23 protein-coding genes are annotated in these 21,322 nt (G+C 71.8%); 18 read left to right on the top strand and 5 right to left on the bottom strand.

Annotation, left to right across the window (positions count from 1 at the left end; translation table 11 throughout):
- Nucleotides 1-9 precede the first annotated feature (9 nt).
- Together ACFOX0_RS30665 and ACFOX0_RS30670 are read left to right on the top strand one after the other, a co-directional pair.
- Nucleotides 10-585 (top strand): TetR/AcrR family transcriptional regulator, encoded by a 576-nt coding sequence (locus tag ACFOX0_RS30665; protein WP_377552529.1) that lies wholly within the window; start codon nucleotides 10-12, stop codon nucleotides 583-585.
- Between the two features lie 42 nt (nucleotides 586-627).
- Complete coding sequence (locus tag ACFOX0_RS30670; protein WP_377552531.1) at nucleotides 628-1,611, top strand: aldo/keto reductase; 984 nt, start codon at nucleotides 628-630, stop codon at nucleotides 1,609-1,611.
- A 63-nt stretch (nucleotides 1,612-1,674) separates the two neighbouring features.
- On the opposite strand, the gene ACFOX0_RS30675 is transcribed toward ACFOX0_RS30670, so the two are convergent.
- A complete protein-coding gene (locus ACFOX0_RS30675; RefSeq protein WP_377552533.1) occupies nucleotides 1,675-2,121 on the bottom strand; it encodes a MarR family winged helix-turn-helix transcriptional regulator in 447 nt (148 codons plus the stop codon).
- 97 nt (nucleotides 2,122-2,218) lie between these two features.
- On the opposite strand from ACFOX0_RS30675, the gene ACFOX0_RS30680 reads away from it, so the two are divergent.
- From ACFOX0_RS30680 to ACFOX0_RS30735, 12 genes are all read left to right on the top strand, one after another.
- Nucleotides 2,219-3,370, top strand: a complete 1,152-nt coding sequence (locus ACFOX0_RS30680; protein WP_377552535.1) for a substrate-binding domain-containing protein — start codon at nucleotides 2,219-2,221, stop codon at nucleotides 3,368-3,370.
- A 481-nt stretch (nucleotides 3,371-3,851) separates the two neighbouring features.
- Nucleotides 3,852-5,096 carry an urea ABC transporter substrate-binding protein gene (gene urtA, locus ACFOX0_RS30685; RefSeq protein ID WP_377552537.1) on the top strand — a complete coding sequence of 415 codons (1,245 nt, stop codon included), beginning with the start codon at nucleotides 3,852-3,854 and terminating at the stop codon, nucleotides 5,094-5,096.
- A 30-nt stretch (nucleotides 5,097-5,126) separates the two neighbouring features.
- Entirely contained in the window at nucleotides 5,127-6,011 is an 885-nt protein-coding gene (gene urtB, locus ACFOX0_RS30690) for an urea ABC transporter permease subunit UrtB (protein WP_377552539.1), read from the top strand.
- The gene (urtC, locus tag ACFOX0_RS30695; protein WP_377552541.1) at nucleotides 6,008-7,141 is read left to right on the top strand and encodes an urea ABC transporter permease subunit UrtC; all 1,134 of its coding nucleotides are present in this window, start codon (nucleotides 6,008-6,010) and stop codon (nucleotides 7,139-7,141) included. Before urtB ends, urtC begins: the two co-directional genes overlap by 4 nt.
- Nucleotides 7,138-7,911 carry an urea ABC transporter ATP-binding protein UrtD gene (gene urtD, locus ACFOX0_RS30700; RefSeq protein ID WP_377552543.1) on the top strand — a complete coding sequence of 258 codons (774 nt, stop codon included), beginning with the start codon at nucleotides 7,138-7,140 and terminating at the stop codon, nucleotides 7,909-7,911. The genes urtC and urtD overlap by 4 nt, the downstream gene beginning before the upstream one ends.
- Nucleotides 7,911-8,603, top strand: a complete 693-nt coding sequence (urtE, locus tag ACFOX0_RS30705; RefSeq protein WP_377552545.1) for an urea ABC transporter ATP-binding subunit UrtE — start codon at nucleotides 7,911-7,913, stop codon at nucleotides 8,601-8,603. The genes urtD and urtE overlap by 1 nt, the downstream gene beginning before the upstream one ends.
- A gap of 13 nt (nucleotides 8,604-8,616) precedes the next feature.
- Entirely contained in the window at nucleotides 8,617-8,919 is a 303-nt protein-coding gene (locus tag ACFOX0_RS30710; RefSeq protein ID WP_377552547.1) for an urease subunit gamma, read from the top strand.
- Nucleotides 8,916-9,239 carry an urease subunit beta gene (locus ACFOX0_RS30715; RefSeq protein WP_377552549.1) on the top strand — a complete coding sequence of 108 codons (324 nt, stop codon included), beginning with the start codon at nucleotides 8,916-8,918 and terminating at the stop codon, nucleotides 9,237-9,239. Before ACFOX0_RS30710 ends, ACFOX0_RS30715 begins: the two co-directional genes overlap by 4 nt.
- The gene (locus ACFOX0_RS30720) at nucleotides 9,236-10,939 is read left to right on the top strand and encodes an urease subunit alpha (RefSeq protein WP_377552551.1); all 1,704 of its coding nucleotides are present in this window, start codon (nucleotides 9,236-9,238) and stop codon (nucleotides 10,937-10,939) included. The genes ACFOX0_RS30715 and ACFOX0_RS30720 overlap by 4 nt, the downstream gene beginning before the upstream one ends.
- Nucleotides 10,940-10,945: 6 nt before the next feature.
- Nucleotides 10,946-11,728: an urease accessory protein UreF gene (locus ACFOX0_RS30725; protein ID WP_377552553.1), complete on the top strand. Its 783-nt coding sequence runs from the start codon at nucleotides 10,946-10,948 to the stop codon at nucleotides 11,726-11,728.
- A gap of 34 nt (nucleotides 11,729-11,762) precedes the next feature.
- The gene (gene ureG / locus ACFOX0_RS30730; protein WP_377552555.1) at nucleotides 11,763-12,461 is read left to right on the top strand and encodes an urease accessory protein UreG; all 699 of its coding nucleotides are present in this window, start codon (nucleotides 11,763-11,765) and stop codon (nucleotides 12,459-12,461) included.
- A 20-nt stretch (nucleotides 12,462-12,481) separates the two neighbouring features.
- Nucleotides 12,482-13,237: an urease accessory protein UreD gene (locus ACFOX0_RS30735; RefSeq protein WP_377552557.1), complete on the top strand. Its 756-nt coding sequence runs from the start codon at nucleotides 12,482-12,484 to the stop codon at nucleotides 13,235-13,237.
- Nucleotides 13,238-13,320: 83 nt separating this feature from the next.
- On the opposite strand, the gene ACFOX0_RS30740 is transcribed toward ACFOX0_RS30735, so the two are convergent.
- Nucleotides 13,321-13,968, bottom strand: coding sequence for a DUF4360 domain-containing protein (locus tag ACFOX0_RS30740; protein ID WP_377552559.1), 648 nt, complete (start codon nucleotides 13,966-13,968; stop codon nucleotides 13,321-13,323).
- Between the two features lie 532 nt (nucleotides 13,969-14,500).
- Between ACFOX0_RS30740 and ACFOX0_RS30745 the strand changes: the two genes are divergently transcribed.
- Nucleotides 14,501-15,121 carry a DUF4360 domain-containing protein gene (locus tag ACFOX0_RS30745; RefSeq protein ID WP_377552561.1) on the top strand — a complete coding sequence of 207 codons (621 nt, stop codon included), beginning with the start codon at nucleotides 14,501-14,503 and terminating at the stop codon, nucleotides 15,119-15,121.
- Nucleotides 15,122-15,215: 94 nt separating this feature from the next.
- Here ACFOX0_RS30745 and ACFOX0_RS30750 read toward each other — a convergent pair whose 3' ends face one another.
- A complete protein-coding gene (locus ACFOX0_RS30750) occupies nucleotides 15,216-16,052 on the bottom strand; it encodes an alpha/beta fold hydrolase (RefSeq protein ID WP_377552563.1) in 837 nt (278 codons plus the stop codon).
- A 103-nt stretch (nucleotides 16,053-16,155) separates the two neighbouring features.
- Between ACFOX0_RS30750 and ACFOX0_RS30755 the strand changes: the two genes are divergently transcribed.
- On the top strand, nucleotides 16,156-17,133 hold the full coding sequence (locus tag ACFOX0_RS30755; protein ID WP_377552565.1) for a sigma-70 family RNA polymerase sigma factor: 978 nt from the start codon (nucleotides 16,156-16,158) through the stop codon (nucleotides 17,131-17,133).
- Here ACFOX0_RS30755 and ACFOX0_RS30760 read toward each other — a convergent pair.
- Nucleotides 17,044-17,475, bottom strand: a complete 432-nt coding sequence (locus ACFOX0_RS30760) for an STAS domain-containing protein (RefSeq protein ID WP_377552567.1) — start codon at nucleotides 17,473-17,475, stop codon at nucleotides 17,044-17,046. The two genes, ACFOX0_RS30755 and ACFOX0_RS30760, sit on opposite strands and share 90 nt — an antisense overlap.
- Before the next feature lie 296 nt (nucleotides 17,476-17,771).
- Between ACFOX0_RS30760 and ACFOX0_RS30765 the strand changes: the two genes are divergently transcribed.
- The gene (locus tag ACFOX0_RS30765) at nucleotides 17,772-18,758 is read left to right on the top strand and encodes a glycoside hydrolase family 11 protein (protein ID WP_377552569.1); all 987 of its coding nucleotides are present in this window, start codon (nucleotides 17,772-17,774) and stop codon (nucleotides 18,756-18,758) included.
- Between the two features lie 212 nt (nucleotides 18,759-18,970).
- Here ACFOX0_RS30765 and ACFOX0_RS30770 read toward each other — a convergent pair whose 3' ends face one another.
- The gene (locus ACFOX0_RS30770; RefSeq protein ID WP_377552571.1) at nucleotides 18,971-19,621 is read right to left on the bottom strand and encodes a TetR/AcrR family transcriptional regulator; all 651 of its coding nucleotides are present in this window, start codon (nucleotides 19,619-19,621) and stop codon (nucleotides 18,971-18,973) included.
- Between the two features lie 73 nt (nucleotides 19,622-19,694).
- Between ACFOX0_RS30770 and ACFOX0_RS30775 the strand changes: the two genes are divergently transcribed.
- Complete coding sequence (locus ACFOX0_RS30775) at nucleotides 19,695-21,203, top strand: FAD-dependent oxidoreductase (protein ID WP_377552573.1); 1,509 nt, start codon at nucleotides 19,695-19,697, stop codon at nucleotides 21,201-21,203.
- Nucleotides 21,204-21,322 lie beyond the last annotated feature (119 nt).

Raw genomic sequence — 21,322 nt, forward strand, 5'->3', positions numbered from 1 at the left:
ATCGCTGCCATGCCCAGGAAGGTCGACCACCAGGCACGACGCACCCTCATCGCCGACGCGTTGATGCGGGTGGCCGCGGAGCGGGGGCTGGAGGCGGTGAGTTTCCGGCACGTGGCCGCCGAGGCCGGCGTCTCCACGGGCATGGTGCAGCACTACTTCGGCAACAAGGACGAGGTGATGGCGTTCGCGCTGGACGTGGTGCGCGAACGCGGCGAGGCGCGGGTCACCGCGGCGGTCGAACGGCTGGGCCAGGACCCACCGCCGCGGCTGTTGCTCCGTACGATCATCGCGGCGCTGCTGCCCTTGAACGACCAGACCCGGGCCGACGGTCGGATGGCGCTGGCGTTCCTCGCGTACACGGCGGTCCGGCCGCAACTGGCGCCGGCGCTGCGCGACGACACCGCCCAAATGGTCGGGTTCATCGCCGGTCTGCTGCCCGGACCGGACGCCGGTACGGCGGCGGCCGGGCTGCTGGCTCTCATGGAGGGCCTGGGGGTCTACCTGCTCGGCGGGCAGTACACCGCCGAGCAGGCGCTCGCGGTCCTGGACGACCAACTCGACCGGCTTTTCGCCCGGTCCGGCTGAGCCCGTGCTGCGCGGCCGGCCCCGGCCCGGTAGCCTCCGCCCGTGGAACAGCGAACTCTCGGCCGGACCGGCCGCCCGGTCTCCGTCGTCGGACTCGGCACCTGGCAGCTCGGCGCCGACTGGGGCACCGTCGAGCCGGACGCCGCGCTGGCGATCCTGGACGCCTCGGTACGCGCCGGCGTGACCCTGCTGGACACCGCCGACGTGTACGGCGACGGCCGCAGCGAGCGCCTGATCGGTGAGTTCCTCGCCACCGGCGACCGCGGGGATGTCCTGGTGGCGACCAAGATGGGCCGGCGCGCCGAGCAGCGGCCGGAGAATTTCACGCTGGACAACTTCCGCGCCTGGACCGACCGGTCCCGGGAGAACCTGCGGGTCGACACGCTCGATCTGGTCCAGTTGCACTGCCCGCCGACGCCGGTGTTCGGCACGGACGAGGTCTACGACGCCCTGGACACGCTGGTCGCCGAGCGGCGGATCGCCGCGTACGGAGTGAGCGTGGAGACCTGCGACGAGGCCCTGGCCGCGATCGCCCGGCCGAACGTGGCAAGCGTGCAGATCATCCTCAACGCGTTCCGTCGCAAGCCGCTCGAACGGGTGCTGCCCGCCGCCCGGACGGCCGGGGTGGGCATCATCGCCCGCGTCCCGCTCGCCTCCGGCCTGCTCACCGGCAAGTTCCGGGCCGACACCAGGTTCGCCGCCGACGACCACCGCAACTACAACCGGCAGGGTGGATCGTTCGACGTCGGCGAGACGTTCTCCGGGGTGGACTACGAGACCGGCCTGGCCGCGGCGGAGGAGTTCGCCGGCCTGCTGCCGGCCGGGGTCACGCCGGCCGCCGCGGCGCTGCGGTGGGTGATCCAGCAGCCGGGTGTGACCACCGTGATCCCGGGGGCCAGCACCGTCGAGCAGGCGGCCGGGAACGCGGCGGCGGCCGACCTGCCGGCGCTGCCCGAGCCGACCCTGACCGCGATCGAGGAACTGTACGACCGGCGGATCCGGGCCCAGGTCCACCACCGCTGGTGACGGCGCGGCGGTGGCCGGGCCGGTGAACAGCGCCGGGCCACCCGATCGGTGGTAGGGCTGCCCTCAGGAGGCGGTGACGGCCGCGTCGTCGAGCGAGTCGACGAGCCGGGTCAGCAGTTCTTCGAGCAACTCCCGCTCGCCGTCGGCCGGCAGCGTCGCCAGGATCGCGTCGACCTGCTGGCCCACCCGCTGGTGCAGGCGGTGACCACGCGGCGTGAGGTGGGCGCGCACCCGGCGCCGGTCGACCTCGTCCACCCGCCGGTACACCAGGTTCTCCTCGACCAGGTGGTCGACCAGCTTGGTGAGCGTCGCCGGTGGGAGGAACGCCCGCTCGGCGATCTCGGTCATGTGGTGGCCGGCGCCGTCGGCGAGCAGCGTGACGACCCGCCACGCCTCGGGCGTGCAGCCGGCGGCGTCGAGGATCGCGGCGAGTCGCCGGCCCAGCAGCCGTTCGGCCCGGGTCAGCAGGAGAATCAGGTCCCGCGGCCGACGCGCGGACGATGCGGTCATGGCACTCCTCGCTCCGACCGGGACTGTCATGCTACCGACCGGCGCCAGCAGGCGGAACGCTCTGGAGATCGGACCGGGGAGCGGGAAGCATGGCGTCATGTCCCGACCCGAGCAGCCGACGTCCGGTCCGGTGGTTCTCGGCCGGTCGCCGTACGGGGGTGCCGGGTCACTGGACCTGACCGGGGAGACGTTCGGGGTGGCCCTGGTCGTACCCCTGCGCGGACCGGCCGGGATCTTCGGACCGAGTTGCGAGATGTGCGCCCGGCTGGCCGTCGAGGACGTCAACCGGGCCGGCGGGGTGTTGGGACGGGAGCTTCGCCTGGTGCCGGTGGACGGCGGGAACCCGCCGGACCGGGTGGCCGCCGAGGTCGAGGCCCTGGTCTCGGCGGGTGCGGTGCACGGCGTGACGGGTTGGCACATCTCGTCCGTCCGGCAGGCGGTGGCGCCGCGGATCGCGCACCGGGTCCCGTACGTCTACACGGCCCTCTACGAGGGCGGCGAGCGCACCGACGGTGTCTTCCTGACCAGCGAGACGCCGGACGCCCAGCTCTATCCCGCGATGCGAGCGCTGACCGGGGAACGCGGGTTGCGGCGGTGGTTCGTCGTCGGCAACGACTACGTCTGGCCGCGCCGGACCGCCGTGGCGGCGCGCGGCTACGCGCGCCGGTTGACGGTGCGGATCTGCGGCGAGTCGTACCTGCCGCTGGGCACGCACAACTTCGCCGAGACGCTGCGCCGCATCGAGCACTCCGGAGCGGACGCCGTACTGATGCTGCTGGTCGGCAACGACGCGGTGCGGTTCAACCGGGCCTTCGCCCGGTACGGCCTGGATGCGCGGTGCCTGCGGCTGAGCACGCTGATGGACGAGAACATGCTGCTGGGCAGCGGTGCCGGCGCGACCCGAGGGCTCTACAGCACGGCTGGTTTCTTCGCCTCCCTGGTGACCGCCGAGAACCTCGACTTCCACGGCCGGTACGCGCGCCGGTTCGGGGTGGACGCCCCGCCGCTGGGCAGCCTCGGCGAGTCCTGTTACGAGGGAATCCTGTTGTTGTCCACTTTGATCGAGCGGGCTCGTTCGGTCGACGTCCGGACGATCGGCGCGAACGCCGACGCGGCCGCGTACGAAGGTCCACGTGGGTTGCTCAGGTTGCGTCGCCGGCATGTCCACCAGCGAATATATCTGGCCGAGGCGCGTGGCCTGGAGTTCGATGTGGTCACCCAGTTGGAGTTGCCCGGCAGGGCACCTTGACAGCACCGCCCAGGACCGGCCAAGATGCTTCCCACGTGAAGCATTATCGGGATAACCCCAGCTCCACGGCCACCTAGGCCACGTCGGACCGACCCTGGCGTCGGCTCGCGCCGGTCACCGCGCCGCCGTGCGGCCGTCCCGCCCCGGGACGGGCCGCCGCAATTTGTTGCCTTATTCAGCCGGCCCATGCGCCGGCTTTTTCCATGGGCATTCTTCGGGTCGCGGCGACCATTGAACCTTTTCAACCTGAACCGCGCGGTGCGCAAGCGGCGTCTTCGACCTCGGCCGACGCCGAAGCGCAAGGGGAGGTTGAAAAAGGTTCATTGTGGAAACCGCCAATTAAGGGCCGCGAAACGTTTGCGAAACCAAGCTCATTGACGCTTGCCGTGCCCGTTCGAGAAATGCGATCCGCAGCGTCGCGGCAACCATCCCCCAGCACCCTTGGTTTCTCGTGCTCCCGGTCCGGGAGCGAGGAGGCGACATGTCACGGTCATCCGGGCGCCGCGTGGCGGCGTGTGCAGCAGCTCTGGTCGCCGCGGTGGCACTCGCCGCGTGCGGCAGCAGGACCGGCGCGAACACGGCCACCGGCGGCGCGGTCGCCGACACCTCCGGTGACTCCGTCAAGGTGGGTCTGCTCAACTCGCTCTCCGGCACGATGGCGATCAGCGAGGTGACCGTCCGCGACTCTTTGCTGCTCGCCGTCGAGGAGATCAACGCGGCGGGCGGCGTACTGGGCAAGAAGGTCGAGCCGGTCAGCGAGGACGGCGCCTCGGACTGGCCCACGTTCGCCGAGAAGGCGGAAAAGCTGATCCGGCAGGACAAGGTCGCCGGGGTGTTCGGCTGCTGGACCTCGGCCAGCCGCAAGGCGGTCAAGCCGGTCTTCGAAAAGAACAAGGCGCTGCTGTTCTACCCGGTGCAGTACGAGGGCCTGGAGCAGTCGCCGTACATCTTCTACACCGGCGCCACCACGAACCAGCAGATCGTCCCCGGGCTGGAGTACCTGAAGGCGCAGGGGAAGACGACGATCTACCTGGTCGGCAGCGACTACGTCTTCCCGCGTACCGCAAACAAGATCATCAAGGCGTACGCCGCGGCGAACGGGATGACCGTGCTCGGTGAGGACTACGCCCCGCTCGGCTCCACCGAGTTCGGCACGATCGTCAACAAGGTCAAGGCGGCCAAGGGCTCGGCCGTGTTCAACACCCTCAACGGCGACAGCAACGTGGCCTTCTTCAAGGAGTACAAGTCCGCCGGCCTGACCGCCGCGACGATGCCGGTGGTCTCGGTCTCCATCGCCGAGGAGGAGGTCAAGAGCATCGGCACCCAGTACCTCGACGGCCAGCTCACCGCCTGGAACTACTACCAGACCACGGCCGGCGCGGCGAACGACCGGTTCGTCAAGGCGTACAAGGCGAAGTACGGCGCGGACAAGCCGACCAGCGACCCGATGGAGGCCGCCTACGTCTCGGTCCACCTGTGGAAGGCGATGGTGGAGAAGGCCGGCTCGTTCGACGTGGCGAAGGTGAAGGCGGCCGCCGACGGCATCAGCTACGACGCGCCCGAGGGCAAGGTCACCGTCGACGGGCCCACCCAGCACATCTACAAGACCGCCCGGATCGGCAAGGTCGGCACCGACGGGCTGATCACCGAGGTGTGGAACTCGGGCCAGCCGGTCCGGCCCGACCCGTACCTCAAGGGCTATCCCTGGGCGAGCGGATTGTCCTGACGGCGGACCGATCGGGAACGGACGCGGCTCATGGTCATCGTCAGTCAACTGTTCACCGGCGTCAGCATCGGCGCCGTGCTGCTGCTCATCGCGCTCGGCCTGGCCCTGACCTTCGGCCAGATGAATGTCATCAACATGGCACACGGCGAGTTCATCATGACCGGCGCGTACACGGTGTACGTGCTCCAGCAGAGCATCACCGGCGCGGGTGTGTCGCTGCTCGTGGCGTTGCCCGTGGCGTTCGTGGTCACCGGCGCCATGGGCGTCCTGCTGGAGGTCCTGCTCGTCCGGCGGCTCTACGCGCGACCGCTGGACACCCTCCTGGTGACCTGGGGGGTCTCGCTGATCCTGCAACAACTGGCCCGCGACGTCTTCGGGGCGCCCAACGTGCAGACCCGCGCACCGGATCTGCTCACCGGTCACGTCCGGATCGCGGGCGACCTGGTGCTCGCCAACAACCGCCTGTTCATCCTGGCCCTGGCACTGGCGGCCGTCGCGGCGGTCACGCTGGTCCTGCGGCTCACCCCGCTGGGCCGGCGGATCCGGGCCGTGGTGCAGAACCGCGACCTCGCGGCCGTGTCCGGCATCCCCACCGGCCGGGTCGACCGGCTCACCTTCTTCATCGGTTCCGGGCTCGCCGGCGTGGCCGGGGTGGCGCTGACGCTGCTCGGTCCGATCGGCCCCACCATGGGCACCAACGTCATCATCGACGCCTTCCTGGTCGTCGTGGTCGGCGGGATCGCGCAGCTCAAGGGCACCGTGATCGTGGCCTTCGGGCTCGGTGTCCTGCAGAGCACCGTCGAGTACTCGACCACCGTCAGCGTCGCGAAGGTCGGCGTCTTCGTCGCCATCGTGGCGTTCCTGCAGTGGCGCCCCCAAGGGCTGTTCACCCTGCGTACCCGGAGTCTCGCATGACTTTTCCCAGCACCGGCCGCGCCTTCGCGCCGGGCACCCGGGTCCGCGCCGCCGCCGGGTTCGCGCTCGGTGCGGTGCTGCTGTTCGCGATCGCTCCCATGGCGCTCTCCGACTTCCGGCTCGGCCTGCTCGCCAAGTACCTGTGCCTGGCGATGGTCGCGGTCGGGATCGGTCTGGCCTGGGGCCGCGGCGGCCTGCTCACCCTCGGCCAGGGCGTCTTCTTCGGGCTCGGCGGCTACGCGATGGCGATGCACCTCAAGCTCGCCGACGCGGGTCCCGGCACGCTGCCGGACTTCATGCAGCTGTACGGGCAACTGGACGAACTGCCCTGGTGGTGGCGCCCGTTCGCCAGCCCGTACGTGGCCCTGCCGGCCACCGTGCTGGTGCCGATGCTGGTGGCGTTCCTGCTCGGGTCGCTGGTCTTCCGCCGCCGGGTGCGCGGCGCGTACTTCGCGATCCTGTCCCAGGCGCTGGCCGCCGCGCTGGCCATCCTGCTGATCGGGCAGCAGGGCACCACCGGCGGCACCAACGGTCTCACCGACTTCCAGGGCTTCTTCGGATACGCCCTGGACGACCCGGTCAACCAGCGGATGGTCTACTTCGTCATCGCCGGGGTGCTGCTCGCCCTGCTGTTCGTCGCCCGTCAGCTCACCCGCAGCCGGTACGGCGAGCTGCTGGTCGCGGTGCGGGACGCCGAGGAGCGGGTCCGCTTCCTCGGCTACGACCCGGCCACCGTCAAACTGGTCGCCTACGTGGTGGCCGCCGGCATGGCCGGCCTGGCCGGCGCGCTGTTCGTCCCGGCGGTCGGCATCATCAACCCGGCGCTGATCGGCATCGTGCCGTCGATCGAGTTCGTCATCGGCGTCGCCGTGGGCGGGCGGGCCACCCTGCTCGGCCCGGTGCTCGGGGCGGTCGCCGTGGCCTGGGCCCGGACCGCCCTCTCCGAACAGTTCCCGGCCGCCTGGACGTACCTGCAGGGGCTGCTGTTCGTGCTGGTCGTCGCGTTCGTACCCGGCGGGCTGGCGTCGCTGGCGAGCCGGTGGCGCGTCCGCCGCCGCACTCCCGCGGACCCCGCGCCCGTCCCGACGCTGCCCCCATCGACCACCACCGTGCGGGAGGTGACCACGTGAGCGACGGGTTGCGGGTGCGGGGGTTGCGGGTGGTGTTCGACGGGTTCGCCGCGGTGGACGGGGTGGACCTGGACGTGCCGCCGGGCGACATCCGGTTCCTCATCGGCCCCAACGGCGCCGGCAAGACCACCCTGGTCGACGCCGTCACCGGACTGGTCCGGGCGTCCGGGTCGGTCCGCTTCGGCGGGCAGGAGCTGCTCGGCCGGCCGGTGCACCGGATCGCCCGGCTGGGTGTCGGGCGGACCTTCCAGACCGCGACGGTGTTCGAGGAGCTGACCGTCCTGCAGAACCTGGACATCGCGGCGGGCGCCGGCCGCAGCGCGCTGACGCTGCTGCGCCGGCGTACCCAGGTGCCGGCGGCGGTGACCGGGGCACTGGAGACGATCGGGCTGACCGCACAGCGGGACCGGCCCGCCGGGACCCTCGCGCACGGCCAGAAGCAGTGGCTGGAGATCGGCATGCTGCTGGTCCAGGACGTCCGGCTGCTGCTGCTCGACGAGCCGGTGGCCGGCATGAGCCAGGACGAGCGCGACGCGACCGGGGAACTGATCGGGGTGGTGGCCCGGGACCGCACGGTCGTGGTGATCGAGCACGACATGGACTTCCTGCGCCGGTTCGCCCGCACGGTCACCGTCCTGCACGCCGGCCGGGTGCTCTCCGAGGGCACCGTGGCCCAGGTGCAGGCCGACCCCCGGGTGCAGGAGGTCTATCTGGGACATCCGACCACGGCGGGGGGCGCGCCCGCCGTCCCGTCGACGCGGGAGGCGTGATGCTGGAACTCGACGACGTCCAGGTCGGCTACGGCCGCAGCACCGTGCTGCACGGCGTCTCCGTGGCGGTGCCCGCCGACGGGGTCGCCGCGGTGCTGGGCCACAACGGTGCCGGCAAGAGCACCCTGCTCCGCACCGCGATCGGGTTGCTCGGGCCGCGCCGCGGCACGGTACGGCTGGACGGCGCCGACATCACCGGCCTGGCCCCGCACCAGCGGGTGGCCCGCGGCCTGGCGTACGTCCCGCAGGGCCAGCAGTGTTTCCCGCACCTGACGACCGCGGAGAACCTTCAGCTGGTGGCCGACGGGCGGCGCCGGGGCCGGGCCGTCACCGCCGAGGTGCTCGACCTGTTCCCCGCCCTGGCGACCTTGCGGAACCGGCGGGCCGGGCTGCTCTCCGGTGGGCAACGCCAGCAGCTCGCCATCGCCCGGGCACTGCTCACCGAGCCGCGAATCCTGCTGCTCGACGAGCCTACCGAGGGCATCCAACCGTCGCTGGTCGCGGAGATCGAGCGGACCATCCTGGCGGTGGCCGGCCGGGGTGGCGTGTCGGTGCTGCTGGTCGAGCAGCACATCGGCTTCGCCCTCACGGCGGCCGAACGCTACTACGTGCTGGCCGCCGGTCGGGTCACCGCCACCGGTACGGGCGGCGCGGACGCCCGTACCGCGGTCCGGCGGGCGTTGACGGTGTGACCGGGAGGTACGGATGTTCCTGACCCCGCACGAACGGGAGCGGCTGCTGGTGCACGTCGCCGCCGACGTGGCCCACCGCCGGCGGGACCGCGGCCTGCGGCTCAATCACCCCGAGGCGGTCGCGGTCATCACCGCTTTCCTGCTGGAGGGTGCCCGCGACGGCCGCACGGTCGTCGACCTGATGGACGCCGGGCGGCGGGTGCTGACCCGCGCCGACGTGCTCGACGGTGTCCCCGAGATGCTGGAGGAGGTGCAGGTGGAGGCGACCTTCCCGGACGGGACCAAGCTGGTGACGGTGCACCACCCGATCGGATGATCCCGGGCGAGATCCTGCCGGCCGCGACCCCGGTGGAGATCAACCCGGGCCGGCCGGTGACCACCCTGCTGGTGACCAACACCGCCGACCGGCCGGTCCAGGTCGGCTCGCACTACCACTTCGCCGAGGCGAACCCGGGACTGTCGTTCGACCGGGCCGCCGCCCGGGGGCAGCGTCTCGCCGTACCGGCCGGGACGGCCGTGCGGTTCGAACCGGGCGTGACCAGGCAGGTCGAGCTGGTCCCGCTCGCCGGCCGGCGGGTCGTGCCCGGCCTGCGCGGCGAGTGCGCGGGACCCGTCGATCGGGGAGACCGACCGTGACCGCGGTGGACCGGCGGCGCTACGCGGCCCTGTACGGCCCGACCACCGGCGACCGGATCCGGCTCGCCGACACCAACCTGTTGATCGAGGTGGAGGCGGACCACTGCGCCGGCGGCGACGAGGCCGTCTTCGGCGGCGGGAAGGTGATCCGCGAGTCGATGGGCCAGTCCCGGGCCACCCGCGCCGAGGGCACGCCGGACACCGTGATCACCGGCGCGGTGGTGCTGGACCACTGGGGCGTGATCAAGGCCGACGTCGGCATCCGCGACGGTCGGATCACCGCGCTCGGCAAGGCCGGCAACCCGGACATCATGGACGGGGTCCACCCCGACCTGGTGATCGGTCCCGGCACCGAGATCATCGCCGGGAACGGCCGCATCCTCACCGCCGGCGCCGTGGACACCCACGTCCACTTCATCTGCCCGCAACTCGTCGAGGAGGCCCTGGCCAGCGGCGTCACCACCCTCGTCGGCGGCGGGGTGGGCCCGGCCGAGAGCAGCAAGGCCACCACGGTGACCGCCAACTCCTGGCACCTCGCCCGGATGCACGAGGCGCTCGACGCGTGGCCGGTCAACGTGCTGCTGCTCGGCAAGGGCAACACCGTCTCCGAGGAGGCGCTGTGGGAACAGCTCCGGGCCGGGGCGGGTGGGTTCAAGCTGCACGAGGACTGGGGCACCACCCCGGCCGCGATCGACACCTGCCTGCGGGTCGCCGACGCCTCCGGGGTGCAGGTGTCCATCCACACCGACACCCTCAACGAGGCCGGCTTCGTCCAGGACACCCTCAAGGCGATCAACGGCCGGGCGATCCACGCGTACCACACCGAGGGTGCCGGCGGTGGGCACGCGCCGGACATCATCACGGTGGCCGGCCGGCCGAACGTGCTGCCGTCGTCGACCAACCCGACCCGGCCGTACACCCGCAACACCCTCGCCGAGCACCTGGACATGCTGATGGTCTGCCATCACCTGTCCCCGTCCGTACCGGAGGACCTGGCCTTCGCCGAGAGCCGGATCCGGCCGTCCACGATGGCCGCCGAGGATCTGCTGCACGACCTCGGCGCCATCTCGATCATCGGCTCGGACTCGCAGGCGATGGGCCGGATCGGTGAGGTGGTCATGCGTACCTGGCAGACCGCCCACGTGATGAAGGCGCGGATCGGCGCGTTGCCCGGCGACGGGCCGGCCGACAACCGGCGCGCCCGGCGGTACGTCGCCAAGTACACGATCTGCGCCGCGATGGCCAACGGGCTGGAGAACGAGGTGGGCTCGGTGGCCGCGGGCAAGCTCGCCGACCTGGTGCTCTGGGAGCCCGCGTTCTTCGGCGTACGCCCGCACCTGGTCCTCAAGGGCGGCATGATCGCCTGGGCGCAGCTCGGCGACGCGAACGCCTCCATCCCGACCCCGCAGCCGGTGCTGCCGCGGCCGATGTTCGGCGCCCAGGGTGTGGTGCCGGCGGCCACCAGCGTCGCCTTCGTCGCGCCGGCCGCGCTGGCGGCGGGGCTGCGGTTGGACGTCCGCCGCCGGATCCTGCCGGTCGCCGACGTCCGGTCGCGCGGCAAGGCCGACCTGCCGGAGAACGACGCCCTGCCGCTGATCGAGGTGGAGCCGGACACCTTCACGGTACGGATCGACGGTGCGGTGGTGGAGCCGGAACCGGTGACCGAACTGCCCATGGCCCAGCGCTACTTCCTGTTCTGACGACCGATGGACACCACCACCCTGCTGCTGCTCGCCGACGGGCGGTTCCCGTCGGGCGGTCACGCGCACTCCAGCGGGCTGGAGGCGGCGGTGGCCGCCGGCCGGGTCACCGACGTCGACGGGCTGGCGGCGTTCCTGAGCGGGCGGTTGGCCACCGCCGGCCGGGTCGCCGCCGCCTTCGCGGCCGCCGCCCACCTGGCGGCCACCCCGGCCGGCCACCCCGCCGATGCCGACCGGACCGCCGACGGCGAGCGCGCCGCCGACACCGATCGCAGCGGCGCCGGCGACCATGTCGCGCCGGGCCCTGGTGTGGCCCGGGCGCGGGATGCGCTGGTCCGGCTCGACGCGGAGTTGGACGCCCGGACCGCCGCGCCAGCCGCCCGGCTGGCCTCCCGGCGGCAGGGCCGGGCGCTGCTGCGCGCCGCCCGCACCACCTGGCCCTCGCCACTGCTCGACCTGGTGCCCCGGCACTCCGACGGGTGCCACCAACCGATCGCGCTCGGGGTCACCGCCGCCGCAGCCGGCCTCACCGTCGACCGGGCCGCGCTGATCGGGGCGTACGGCACGGTCACCGGGCCGGCCGGTGCCGCCGTACGCCTGCTCGGCCTGGATCCGTACCGGACCCAGGCGGTGCTGGCCCGGCTGGCCGGCGCCTGCGACGCGGTGGCGGGGGCAGCCGTGCTCGACGCCGCCGGGCCCCCGGCCGCGTTGCCGGCGCACGCCGCGCCGCTGGCCGACATCCATGCCGAGGTCCACGCCACCTGGGAGGTGCGTCTCTTTGCGTCCTGATCACGAACCCACGCCCCGCCACGTTCCGGACGACGTGGCACCCGACGAGTCCGTCCCGCACCGCCATCCGGATCCCGCGGTCGACCCGCACGCGGCGCTGCCCGCCGGGGGGCGGGCCCTGCGGGTCGGCATCGGCGGCCCGGTCGGCTCCGGCAAGACCGCGTTGGTCGCCGCGCTGTGCCGGGCCCTCGGCGGCGACCTGCGGCTGGCCGTCGTCACCAACGACATCTACACCACCGAGGACGCCGACTTCCTCAAGCGCAACGGTGTCCTGCCACCGGACCGGATCCGTGCGGTGGAGACCGGCTGCTGCCCGCACACCGCGATCCGGGACGACATCTCGGCCAACCTCGACGCCGTGGAGGAGTTGGAGGCCACGCTCGGGCCGCTGGATCTGCTGCTGGTGGAGAGCGGCGGCGACAACCTCACCGCGACGTTCAGCAAGGGGCTGGTCGACCACCAGATCTTCGTCGTCGACGTGGCCGGCGGGGACAAGGTGCCACGCAAGGGCGGGCCCGGTGTCACCACCGCCGACCTGCTGGTGGTGAACAAGACCGACCTGGCCGGGCTGGTGGGCGCGGACCTGTCGGTGATGGCGCGCGACGCGCGAGCCCGCCGCGGCGAACTGCCCACCGTCTTCCTGTCCATCGTCCGGGACCGGCAGGCCACGGCCGTGGCCGACTGGGTCCGCCGACTCGTCGCCGACCGCGCGGCCCGGCCCGCACCGCGCTGATGCGGGCCCGGGCCAGGGTGGTGGCGGAGGTCGACGACCGGGGCGGCACCCGGCTGGTCGAGCTGCGCGAGGAGCCACCACTGCTGCTGCGCCGGACCCGGTCGTACGACGGGTCGGCCGTCGTGCACCTGGTCGGCGGGGCGGCCGGACCGCTCGGCGGCGACGACCTGGAGCTGGAGATCGAGGTACGCCCCCAGGCGGCGCTGTGCCTGCGTACCGTCGCCGCCAGCGTGGCCCTGCCGGCGCGGTCACGGCGGCCGTCCCGGTTCGCCGTCTCGGCGACGGTGGGTGCCGGCGGCATCCTGCACTGGCTGCCCGAGCAGACCGTCGCCGCCGCGGGCTGCCGGCACACCACGTCGGCCACGGTGGCGGTGGCGGCGGGTGGGAGCGTGCTCTGGCGGGACGAACTGGTGTGCGGCCGACACGCCGAGCGGCCGGGTGACGCCAGCGTCCACACGTCGGTGGACTACGCCGGGACACCGCTGCTGCGGCAACGGATCGACGTCGGTCCCGGCGCCGACGGGTGGGACGGCCCGGCCGTGCTCGGTGGTGCGCCGGCGACCGGGTCGCTGCTGGGCGTCCGCCCGGGCAGCCGGCCGGTCGCGCCGGTCGTACTCGGCCCCACCGCCGTCCGGGTGCCGCTGGCCGGACCGGGATGGCTGGTCACCGCCACCGCGGCGGACGCGCACACGTTGCGGACGCAGCTCACCGAGCCGGCCGTGCCGGATGCCGAACATCGACCGGACGGCCGGCGGACAGGCCGAGGGCGGGGGTGACCGGTCCGTGAACCGGTCACCCCCGCCTCGTCAACCGCCGTGTTCCGATGTGTGCTCAGCTCGTCGGCGACGGTTTGGGTGGGTCAGCGGCAGCGCTCCCAGGCGAAGTGGTACGTGGTGTCGATGCTGCCGTCGGTCGAGTCCATGGTCAGGAAGCTGGTGCCCGACGACGTACCGCGGGTGAGCCGCATCTCGGTGTTGATGTTGAGGTTCCGCAGTTCCCCACACGGGCTCCACACCGTGGACGCGATCGGCACCAGGTCACTGATGAGCCAGTTGTCGTCCAGCGGCGCGGCGATGGGGTGGTCGCTGTACGTGCCCTGGCTCATGCCCTGGAAGTAGTAGTTGGCCCGCTGCGAGGCAACGGCGCCCTTCAAGAGCTGCCCGTACCCGCGGTAGTCCACCTTGGCGATCGCGAAGGTGAACCCCTGCGGTACGTGCACCAGCACGTTGAGCTGGCAGTTCTTCCGCCCTTCGGTGGGCGAGATGCCGGGCCCGGCCTGGACCAGGTAGTCACTGTAGATCGTGGTGAAGGCGGTGTTGTCCGGCGAGACCGCGACAGCGGCGGTGCCGGGCCGGCAGCCGGAGCCGGCCATCGCGACCAAATCAATCACGACTTTGTCGGGCGGCGGGTTGGTAATGATGTTTCCGGCCGACGCGGGCGTGCCCGCCAGCAGCGACGAGGCGAGCAGTGCGAGCACCATCCCACCACGCACCAACAATTTGTGCATGAAGCCTCCTCCGAGGAGATTCGACGATACGTGCGGGGACAATGTAATTACTTACATCGACGGACGTCAACGCCTTTCCATTTCTTTCGAAATACTGCGGAAATGATCTGGCGGTAGCCGGTTTGCCGAACTTTCACGCCCTTGCGCGTCGGGCGGCACAGAGCACCTTACCGACCAAACGGGACACATCAGCCGCGCGAGTTGCGCCTGAAACGCCTCTGAAATCAGGCAAAGTGCCCGACTGGGTGCGTTCGGCAGCCTTTCCGCCGGCACCGACGCGATCTTCCGAGCAATCGTCCACCGTCAATGGTTGTGTGCACCGCGTCACATCGCTACCATTCCCTCGCGGGACACCACGAAGCGTCCTGGCCGGCTACTCACGGCCTATCACGGAATCCCAATGGGCAAAGGTGTCCGTCGGGTAGTTCTGCGATATCGCATGCGCCATACCCAGTCAGCATTGAGTACGTACGCACCCGAGGGGAACGGAATGATGAAAAACCTCGTCGGCGCAAGGCGTGGGGTTCTCGCCGTGCTTGGCACGGCGCTCGCGCTGTCCCTGTCCACGCCCGCGCACGCGGTCACCAGCGACTCCGGCGCGCAACTGGCCACCGTGCCGGAGGGCACCATCACGCTCAACGTGGTGGCCGCCAACGGTTCGGGCTGCGCCCCCGGCACCGCCCGGGTCATCGGCAACCCCGACAAGACCGGCTTCCGGATCCGGTACTCCAACTTCGTCGCGGAGGCCGGTGACGGCGCCGACCCGACGGACCGCCGGAAGAACTGCCAGGTCGGTGTGCTGGTGGGGGTCCCCTCGGGCTGGACCTTCGCGATCGCCGAGGCCGAATACCGTGGCCGGGCCCGGCTCGCGGCCGGCGCGACGGGCCTGCAACGCACGAACTACTACTGGCAGGGCTCGTCCGCCGGCAGCAGCACCGAGGAGACGTTCGCCGGCCCGGTCAACCAGTTCTGGGAGACCTCGGACGTCGCCCACGTGCAGGTCTACGTCCCGTGCGACCAACAGCGGGTGCTCAACATCAACACCGAGCTGCGGGTGGACGCGGGCAGTTCGAAGGCGCGCAGCAGCATGTCGATGATGTCCTCCGAGGGCGATGTCGACACCCTCTTCAACTTCAACTGGGTACGGTGCTGATCGCGCGGCATCCCGGACGCACCACCAGCGATCGCGAAGGGTTCGCGGAACCCTTCGCGATCGCCGTCCGCCGCCCGGATCCGCCACCGGCGGTTCAGGCTCGGTCCTCCCGGTCGAGGAAGGCGAGCGCGGCCACCGCGAAGAGCGGGGAGTAAGCGATGTCGTAGTGGGTCAGCCCGGGCAGGATGGCCAGCGCGTGGCCGCCCTTCGGCCGGCCCTCGCCCATCCAGCCACCGTCGCGCTGCCCCCCGTCGAGCAGCTCGAAGACCTCGACGAAGTGGCTCGGCGGGCACATGTCGGCGTCGGCGGCCATCACCAGGGTGGGCACCTGGAGGCCGCGGACCTGCTCGGTGAAGTCGAAGTCCTTCGCCATCGCCACGCCGATCTTGTCCAGCAGCCGGGGAAAGTCCTCCGGGCGCGGCGCCACCCGCTGGTAGAGCTCGTACATCGGAGTCTCCTTCATGAACTCCGCGGCCGCGGCACCCACCTGCCCCTGCTGGTCGAGGATCTCGGCGTAGGTGGCGTCGCGGCGGATGCCGGCCGACGCCATCACCAGCCGACGTACCTTGCCCGGGTGCCTGGCCGCGACCTGCAGCGCGACCCCGCCACCCAGGGAGAAGCCGACCACGTCCGGGCGGTCCAACCCGAGGTGGTCGATGAGTGCCGCGATGTCGTCGGCCATCAGGGCCACGTCGAGCGGCCGGTCGATGTCGGCCGTGCGGCCGTGGCCCTGCAGGTCGACCAGGACCACCTGGTGGTGGTCGGTCAGGCTGGGCAGGATCGGCCCGAACGACTCGCCCGACATGAGCCCACCGTGCAGCAGGATCATCGGGCGTCCCGCGCCGTGCGTCTCGTAGTACAGGTTGATGCCGTTGACGTCGGCGTACCGGCCGGTGCCGGTGGATCCGGTGCCCTGCTGGGTGATGGTCATGACGTGCTCCATGAGGTCGGCGTCGAACTGACATCGGTGTTGACCGGGCGGCCACCGGAAACTCATCGCCATTGCCGGGTGGAGTTCGGGTAACTTCGGGAGCGTGACTGATCTGGCGACCGGCGTCCCGATCGAGGGGCAGTTGGAGGCGTACCGGTCGGAGCTGACCGGCTACTGCTACCGCATGTTGGGGTCCGCCTTCGAGGCCGAGGACGCCGTACAGGACACGATGATCCGTGCCTGGCGCGGCTACGACCGGTTCGAGGGGCGGTCCGCGCTGCGGTCCTGGCTGTACCGGATCGCCACGAACGTCTGCCTGGACATGCTCACCAGCGCCCAGCGGCGGGTCCGGCCGATGGACCTCGGACCGGCCGGGTCCGGCCACGCCACCGACCCGGGCGAGCCGCGTCCGGAGCAGATCTGGGTCGGCCCGGTGCCGGACAGCCGGGTGCTGCCGGAGGGCACCGACCCGGCCGAGGTGGTCGCCCGACGCGACTCGGTCCGGCTGGCCTTCGTCGCCGCGCTCCAGCACCTGCCGCCGCGGCAGCGGGCCGTGCTCATCCTGCGCGAGGTGCTGGCCTGGTCGGCGCAGGAGGTGGCCGAGCTGCTGGACACCTCGGTGGCCAGTGTCAACAGCGCCCTGCAACGGGCCAGGGCGGCCGTCGCCGCCGCCGACCTCACCGCCGACGTCCACAATCCGCTGGACGACGGGCAGCAGGCGCTGCTCGCGCGGTACGTGGCGGCCTTCGAGACGTACGACCTCACGGCGCTGACCGCCCTGCTGCACGAGGACGCGACGTTGTCGATGCCGCCGCTGCCGCTGTGGCTGCGCGGCCCGGCCGACATCCTCGCCTGGATGACCGGTACGGGCAGCGGCTGCCGCGGTTCCCGCCTGGTGCCGGTGACGGCCAACGGCATGCCGGCGTTCGGCCAGTACCGACCCAGCCTGTCCGGCTCCGGGCACGAGCCGTGGGCCCTGATCGTGCTGGAGCTATCCGCCGGCCGGATCGCGGCGGTCAACAACTTCCTCGACACGACCCGGTTGTTCCCGCTGTTCGGCCTCCCGGCCCGGCTCGGCTGACGGACCGGCCTCCCGGCCCGGCTCGGTCCGCAGGTCGGCCGGACTGAGCAGGTCGTCGGCCGGACCGAGCAGGTCGGTCAGGCCGAGCAGGGCGACGATCTGCAGCAGGGTCGGGTCGGCACCGCCGACGACCAACCGCCAACCGTGCCGACCGGCGGTCAACCGCAGCCGGGCCAGCGCCTCGACCGTCACCACGTCCGCGCGGATGACGGCGCTCGTGTCGCAGAGCACGACGCCCCGGTCCGGCCGGCGCAGCAGCGCGGCCAACTCGGCGCAGAGGACCGGGATGTCCGCCCGCGTGATCCGCGCGCCGATGGCGAACCGGGTATGGACAGCCGTCACGCTCTATACGACCGCCCGTCGGCCAGAAACTCATCGCTCCGCGACGGCGTACCGGTTGGGCGGACCCCGGGCACCCGCCGGCAGTCATCGATAGGCGGCCGAAATTTTCGGCCCTCTGTCCGCGCGCCCGGCCGGCCGAGTGCGGCCGCAATGGAGCCGATCCCCACCGTTGACCCGTCGAGCACTTCCGGAACGTTCCGGAAGTCGTTGACAACGCGACGACGTCAGATCCAAACTGGCGCCCCGACAGAGTTCGATGTACATCAATCTCGGTCGCCCGAGGAGGACACCCGCTCATGACCGACTCCCCCGCCCCACCCAAGCGCCGCGGACGCATCCGGCTGCTCGTCGGCAGCGCCTGGACCGCGGCCCTGGTCGCGGTCGCGACCCTGCTGCCCGGCACCGCGTACGCGGCCATCACCTCGAACCAGACCGGCACGAACAACGGCTACTTCTACTCGTTCTGGACCGACAGCCAGGGCACGGTCTCGATGGACCTGGGCTCCGGCGGCAACTACAGCACCTCGTGGCGCAACACCGGCAACTTCGTCGCCGGCAAGGGCTGGAGCACCGGCGGCCGTCGGAGTGTCAACTACTCGGGCAGCTTCAACCCGTCCGGCAACGCCTATCTCGCCCTCTACGGCTGGACCCGCAACCCGCTCGTCGAGTACTACGTCGTCGACAACTGGGGCACCTACCGGCCCACCGGCACCTACAAGGGCACCGTCACCACCGACGGCGGCACGTACGACATCTACCAGACCACCCGCTACAACGCCCCCTCGATCGAGGGCACCAAGACGTTCAACCAGTACTGGAGCGTCCGACAGTCGAAGAAGACCGGCGGCACCATCACCACCGGCAACCACTTCGACGCCTGGGCCCGCAACGGCATGAGCCTCGGCAGCTTCGACTACATGATCCTGGCCACCGAGGGCTACCAGAGCAGCGGCAGCTCCAACATCACCCTGGGGGGTTCCGGCGGTGGTGACCCCGGCAACGGCGGCGGTGGCAACGGCGGCTGCACCGCGACGCTCTCCGCCGGCCAGCAGTGGAGCGACCGGTACAACCTCAACGTCTCGGTCTCCGGCTCCAGCAACTGGACCGTGACGATGAACGTCCCGTCCCCCGCCAAGGTGCTCTCCACCTGGAACGTCACCGCCAGCTACCCGAGCGCCCAAGTGCTCAGCGCCAAGCCGAACGGCAGCGGCAACAACTGGGGCGTGACCATCCAGGCCAACGGCAACTGGAGCTGGCCCTCGGTCTCCTGCAGCGCGGGCTGAGTCCCGTACCACCGGAAAACCGCGATCGGAGGCGCGGCGGCTTCGGCGGGTCGCCGCGCCTCTCCACCGGCCTGCCCTAGGCTGCGCGCCGTGATCAGGGCGGGTCTGGCCCGCGCCGGACGGCTGACGAGATGGTTCACCCCGAGCGACCGCGCCGGTCCCGGCCGTGACACGGACCATTGATTTACAATGATAGATTTCTGCGGCGCGCGCTACCCGCCGGCAACAAAGCCGCCCGCGCCGACCACGCCCCGATGGATGAGCCGGGCCAGCGTGTCGATCGCCTCGTCGTCGGGCAGCGTCCGACCGACATCCCCGGCGCCTCTGGTCTGCCACGCGTACGCGGCCTGCCAGAGCAACGCGCTGATGGCGGACGCCACGACCAGCGGATCGCCGGGCAGTTCGCCACCGGCGGCGGTGACGTGGCGCAGGTGCCCGGCCAGATGCGCGACGTCCGGGGTGAGGATCTCCCGCAGCCGGTCGGCGAACCGCGCGTCGACCATCGCCGCCTGGTTGAGCGCGATCATCACCGGCCGGTGGGCGCGGAAGAGCCGCCAGAACGCGGCGACGTGCCAGCGGACCGCGGCCAGGTCGGTGAAGTCGTCGCTGTGCCCGGGCCCAGCGGCGGTCTCGTCGGCCTCGGCGAGCAGGTCGACCAGCAGCGCCTCCAGCAACTCCTCCTTGCCGGCGAAGTGGCTGTAGAAGGAGCCGGCCGCCCGCCCGGCCTCGGTGGTGATGTCGGTGATCTTCGCGTTCAGGTATCCGACACGGGCGAACACCCGCAGCCCGGCCTCCTTCAGCGCGGCCTCGGTCCGCGCCGCGCGCAGCTTGCGCGTCCCCGCCCCGGCCGTAGCCTCTGCCATCGCCACCTTCCGGATCGCCACCTTCCGGTCCGTCCCTTGACGAGAGCCTATCGAGCATCGCACCATACTGAATATGAATTCACTGAATCGGGATTCAGGTATTGACGTGTTGATCGTCGGCGCCGGACCGACCGGTCTGACGCTCGCGATCGACCTGGCCCGGCGCGGCGTCCCCTGCCGCGTCGTCGACCGGTCACCCACCCCGTTCACCGGGTCCCGCGGCAAGGGGCTGCAGCCGCGTACCCAGGAGGTCTTCGAGGATCTCGGCGTGCTCGACCGGATCCGCGCGGCCGGTGGCCCCTACCCACCGATGCGGGCGTACCGCGGCGCCGAGATCGTCTGGGAGGGTCGGCTGGAGGAACCCCGCGAGCCAGCCCCGGGTGAGCCGTACCCGAACGCCTGGATGGTGCCGCAGTTCCGCACGACCGAGATCCTCCGCGACCGGCTGGCCGAACTCGGCGGATCGGTCGAGACCGGCACCGAACTGGTCGGCCTCGGCCAGGACGACGCCGGCGTCACGGCTACCGTCGCGCGGGCGGGCCGGACCGGGTCGATCCGCGCCGGCTACCTGGTCGGCGCGGACGGCGGTGGCAGCACCGTACGACGGGCGGCGGGGATGGCGTTCCTCGGCGAGACGGTCGAGACCCAGCGGATGCTGGTCGCCGACGTACGCGCCACCGGCGTCGACCGTGCGCACTGGCACGTCTGGCCGGAGCCGGACGATCCCGGCCGCGCAGTGGCGCTCTGCCCGCTCGCCGGCACCGACCTGTTCCAGTTCACCGCCATGGTGGCCCCCGACTCGACACCGGAGACGACCGCGCCTGCGGTGCGGGAGATCCTCGACGCGGCCACGGGGCGCGCCGGGATCCGGCTGGTCGACGTCGGCTGGACCTCGCTGTGGCGGTCGAACATCCGGATGGTCGACCGGTACCGGGTCGGGCGGGTGTTCCTGGCCGGCGACGCCGCCCACGTCCACCCGCCGACCGGCGGCCAGGGTCTGAACACCGGTGTGCAGGACGCGTACAACCTCGGTTGGAAGCTGGCCCTGGTGCTCGCCGGAGCGCCCGACGGCCTGCTCGACAGCTACCAGGCCGAGCGACTGCCGGTCGCCGCCGACGTCCTGGGCATCAGTGCCACCCTCTACGACGCGGCGGTGCGCGGGGCCGCCGACGCCCACCGGCGCGACGACCCGAGGCTCAAGCAGCTCGGCGTCACGTACCGGGACGGGCCGCTGGCTGCGGAGCACCGGCCCGCCGCGCCGGGCCCGCGGGCCGGCGACCGCGCCCCGGACGCGCCCTGCCGGGACGCCGACGGGCATCCGGTACGCCTGTTCGACCTGTTCCGGGGACCGCATGTCAGCCTGCTGACGTTCACCGGCGACGACCGGCTCTCGGTGCGCGCCGGAGGCCGCCGGGTGGACCTCGTCGACACCGGCGGGCATGCGCGCGACGCCTACGGCGTGCCGGCCGGCGTAACGTACGTCCTGGTGCGGCCGGACGGGCATGTCGGGGTGGCCAGCCACGACCGGGCCGACGTCGACCGTTACCTCGACCGGCTCGGCGCCACGCTCCCGACACCCTGAGTGCCACGGCGGTCCACCGTGGGACAGTGGCAGGCCGCCGCGGCGGGTCAGCACGGCCGCGCCGGGTCCGTGGACGACCGACGCCTCCCGGCGGGAACGGCCGGGAGGCGTCGGGTGTG

The sequence above is a fragment of the Micromonospora zhanjiangensis genome (assembly GCF_042650605.1).
Taxonomy (GTDB): domain Bacteria; phylum Actinomycetota; class Actinomycetes; order Mycobacteriales; family Micromonosporaceae; genus Micromonospora_J; species Micromonospora_J zhanjiangensis.

Excerpts from the sequence above, each read along its gene's own strand:
- urtE (WP_377552545.1), top strand. The coding sequence starts at position 7,911 with ATGCTGGAACTCGACGACGTCCAGGTCGGCTACGGCCGCAGCACCGTG.
- ACFOX0_RS30765 (WP_377552569.1), top strand. The coding sequence starts at position 17,772 with ATGACCGACTCCCCCGCCCCACCCAAGCGCCGCGGACGCATCCGGCTG.
- ACFOX0_RS30715 (WP_377552549.1), top strand. The coding sequence starts at position 8,916 with ATGATCCCGGGCGAGATCCTGCCGGCCGCGACCCCGGTGGAGATCAAC.
- ACFOX0_RS30775 (WP_377552573.1), top strand. The coding sequence starts at position 19,695 with ATGAATTCACTGAATCGGGATTCAGGTATTGACGTGTTGATCGTCGGC.
- ACFOX0_RS30675 (WP_377552533.1), bottom strand. The coding sequence starts at position 2,121 with ATGACCGCATCGTCCGCGCGTCGGCCGCGGGACCTGATTCTCCTGCTG.
- ACFOX0_RS30725 (WP_377552553.1), top strand. The coding sequence starts at position 10,946 with ATGGACACCACCACCCTGCTGCTGCTCGCCGACGGGCGGTTCCCGTCG.
- urtC (WP_377552541.1), top strand. The coding sequence starts at position 6,008 with ATGACTTTTCCCAGCACCGGCCGCGCCTTCGCGCCGGGCACCCGGGTC.
- ACFOX0_RS30710 (WP_377552547.1), top strand. The coding sequence starts at position 8,617 with ATGTTCCTGACCCCGCACGAACGGGAGCGGCTGCTGGTGCACGTCGCC.
- urtA (WP_377552537.1), top strand. The coding sequence starts at position 3,852 with ATGTCACGGTCATCCGGGCGCCGCGTGGCGGCGTGTGCAGCAGCTCTG.
- ACFOX0_RS30665 (WP_377552529.1), top strand. The coding sequence starts at position 10 with ATGCCCAGGAAGGTCGACCACCAGGCACGACGCACCCTCATCGCCGAC.
- urtB (WP_377552539.1), top strand. The coding sequence starts at position 5,127 with ATGGTCATCGTCAGTCAACTGTTCACCGGCGTCAGCATCGGCGCCGTG.
- ACFOX0_RS30680 (WP_377552535.1), top strand. The coding sequence starts at position 2,219 with ATGTCCCGACCCGAGCAGCCGACGTCCGGTCCGGTGGTTCTCGGCCGG.
- ACFOX0_RS30740 (WP_377552559.1), bottom strand. The coding sequence starts at position 13,968 with ATGCACAAATTGTTGGTGCGTGGTGGGATGGTGCTCGCACTGCTCGCC.
- ACFOX0_RS30750 (WP_377552563.1), bottom strand. The coding sequence starts at position 16,052 with ATGACCATCACCCAGCAGGGCACCGGATCCACCGGCACCGGCCGGTAC.
- ACFOX0_RS30770 (WP_377552571.1), bottom strand. The coding sequence starts at position 19,621 with ATGGCAGAGGCTACGGCCGGGGCGGGGACGCGCAAGCTGCGCGCGGCG.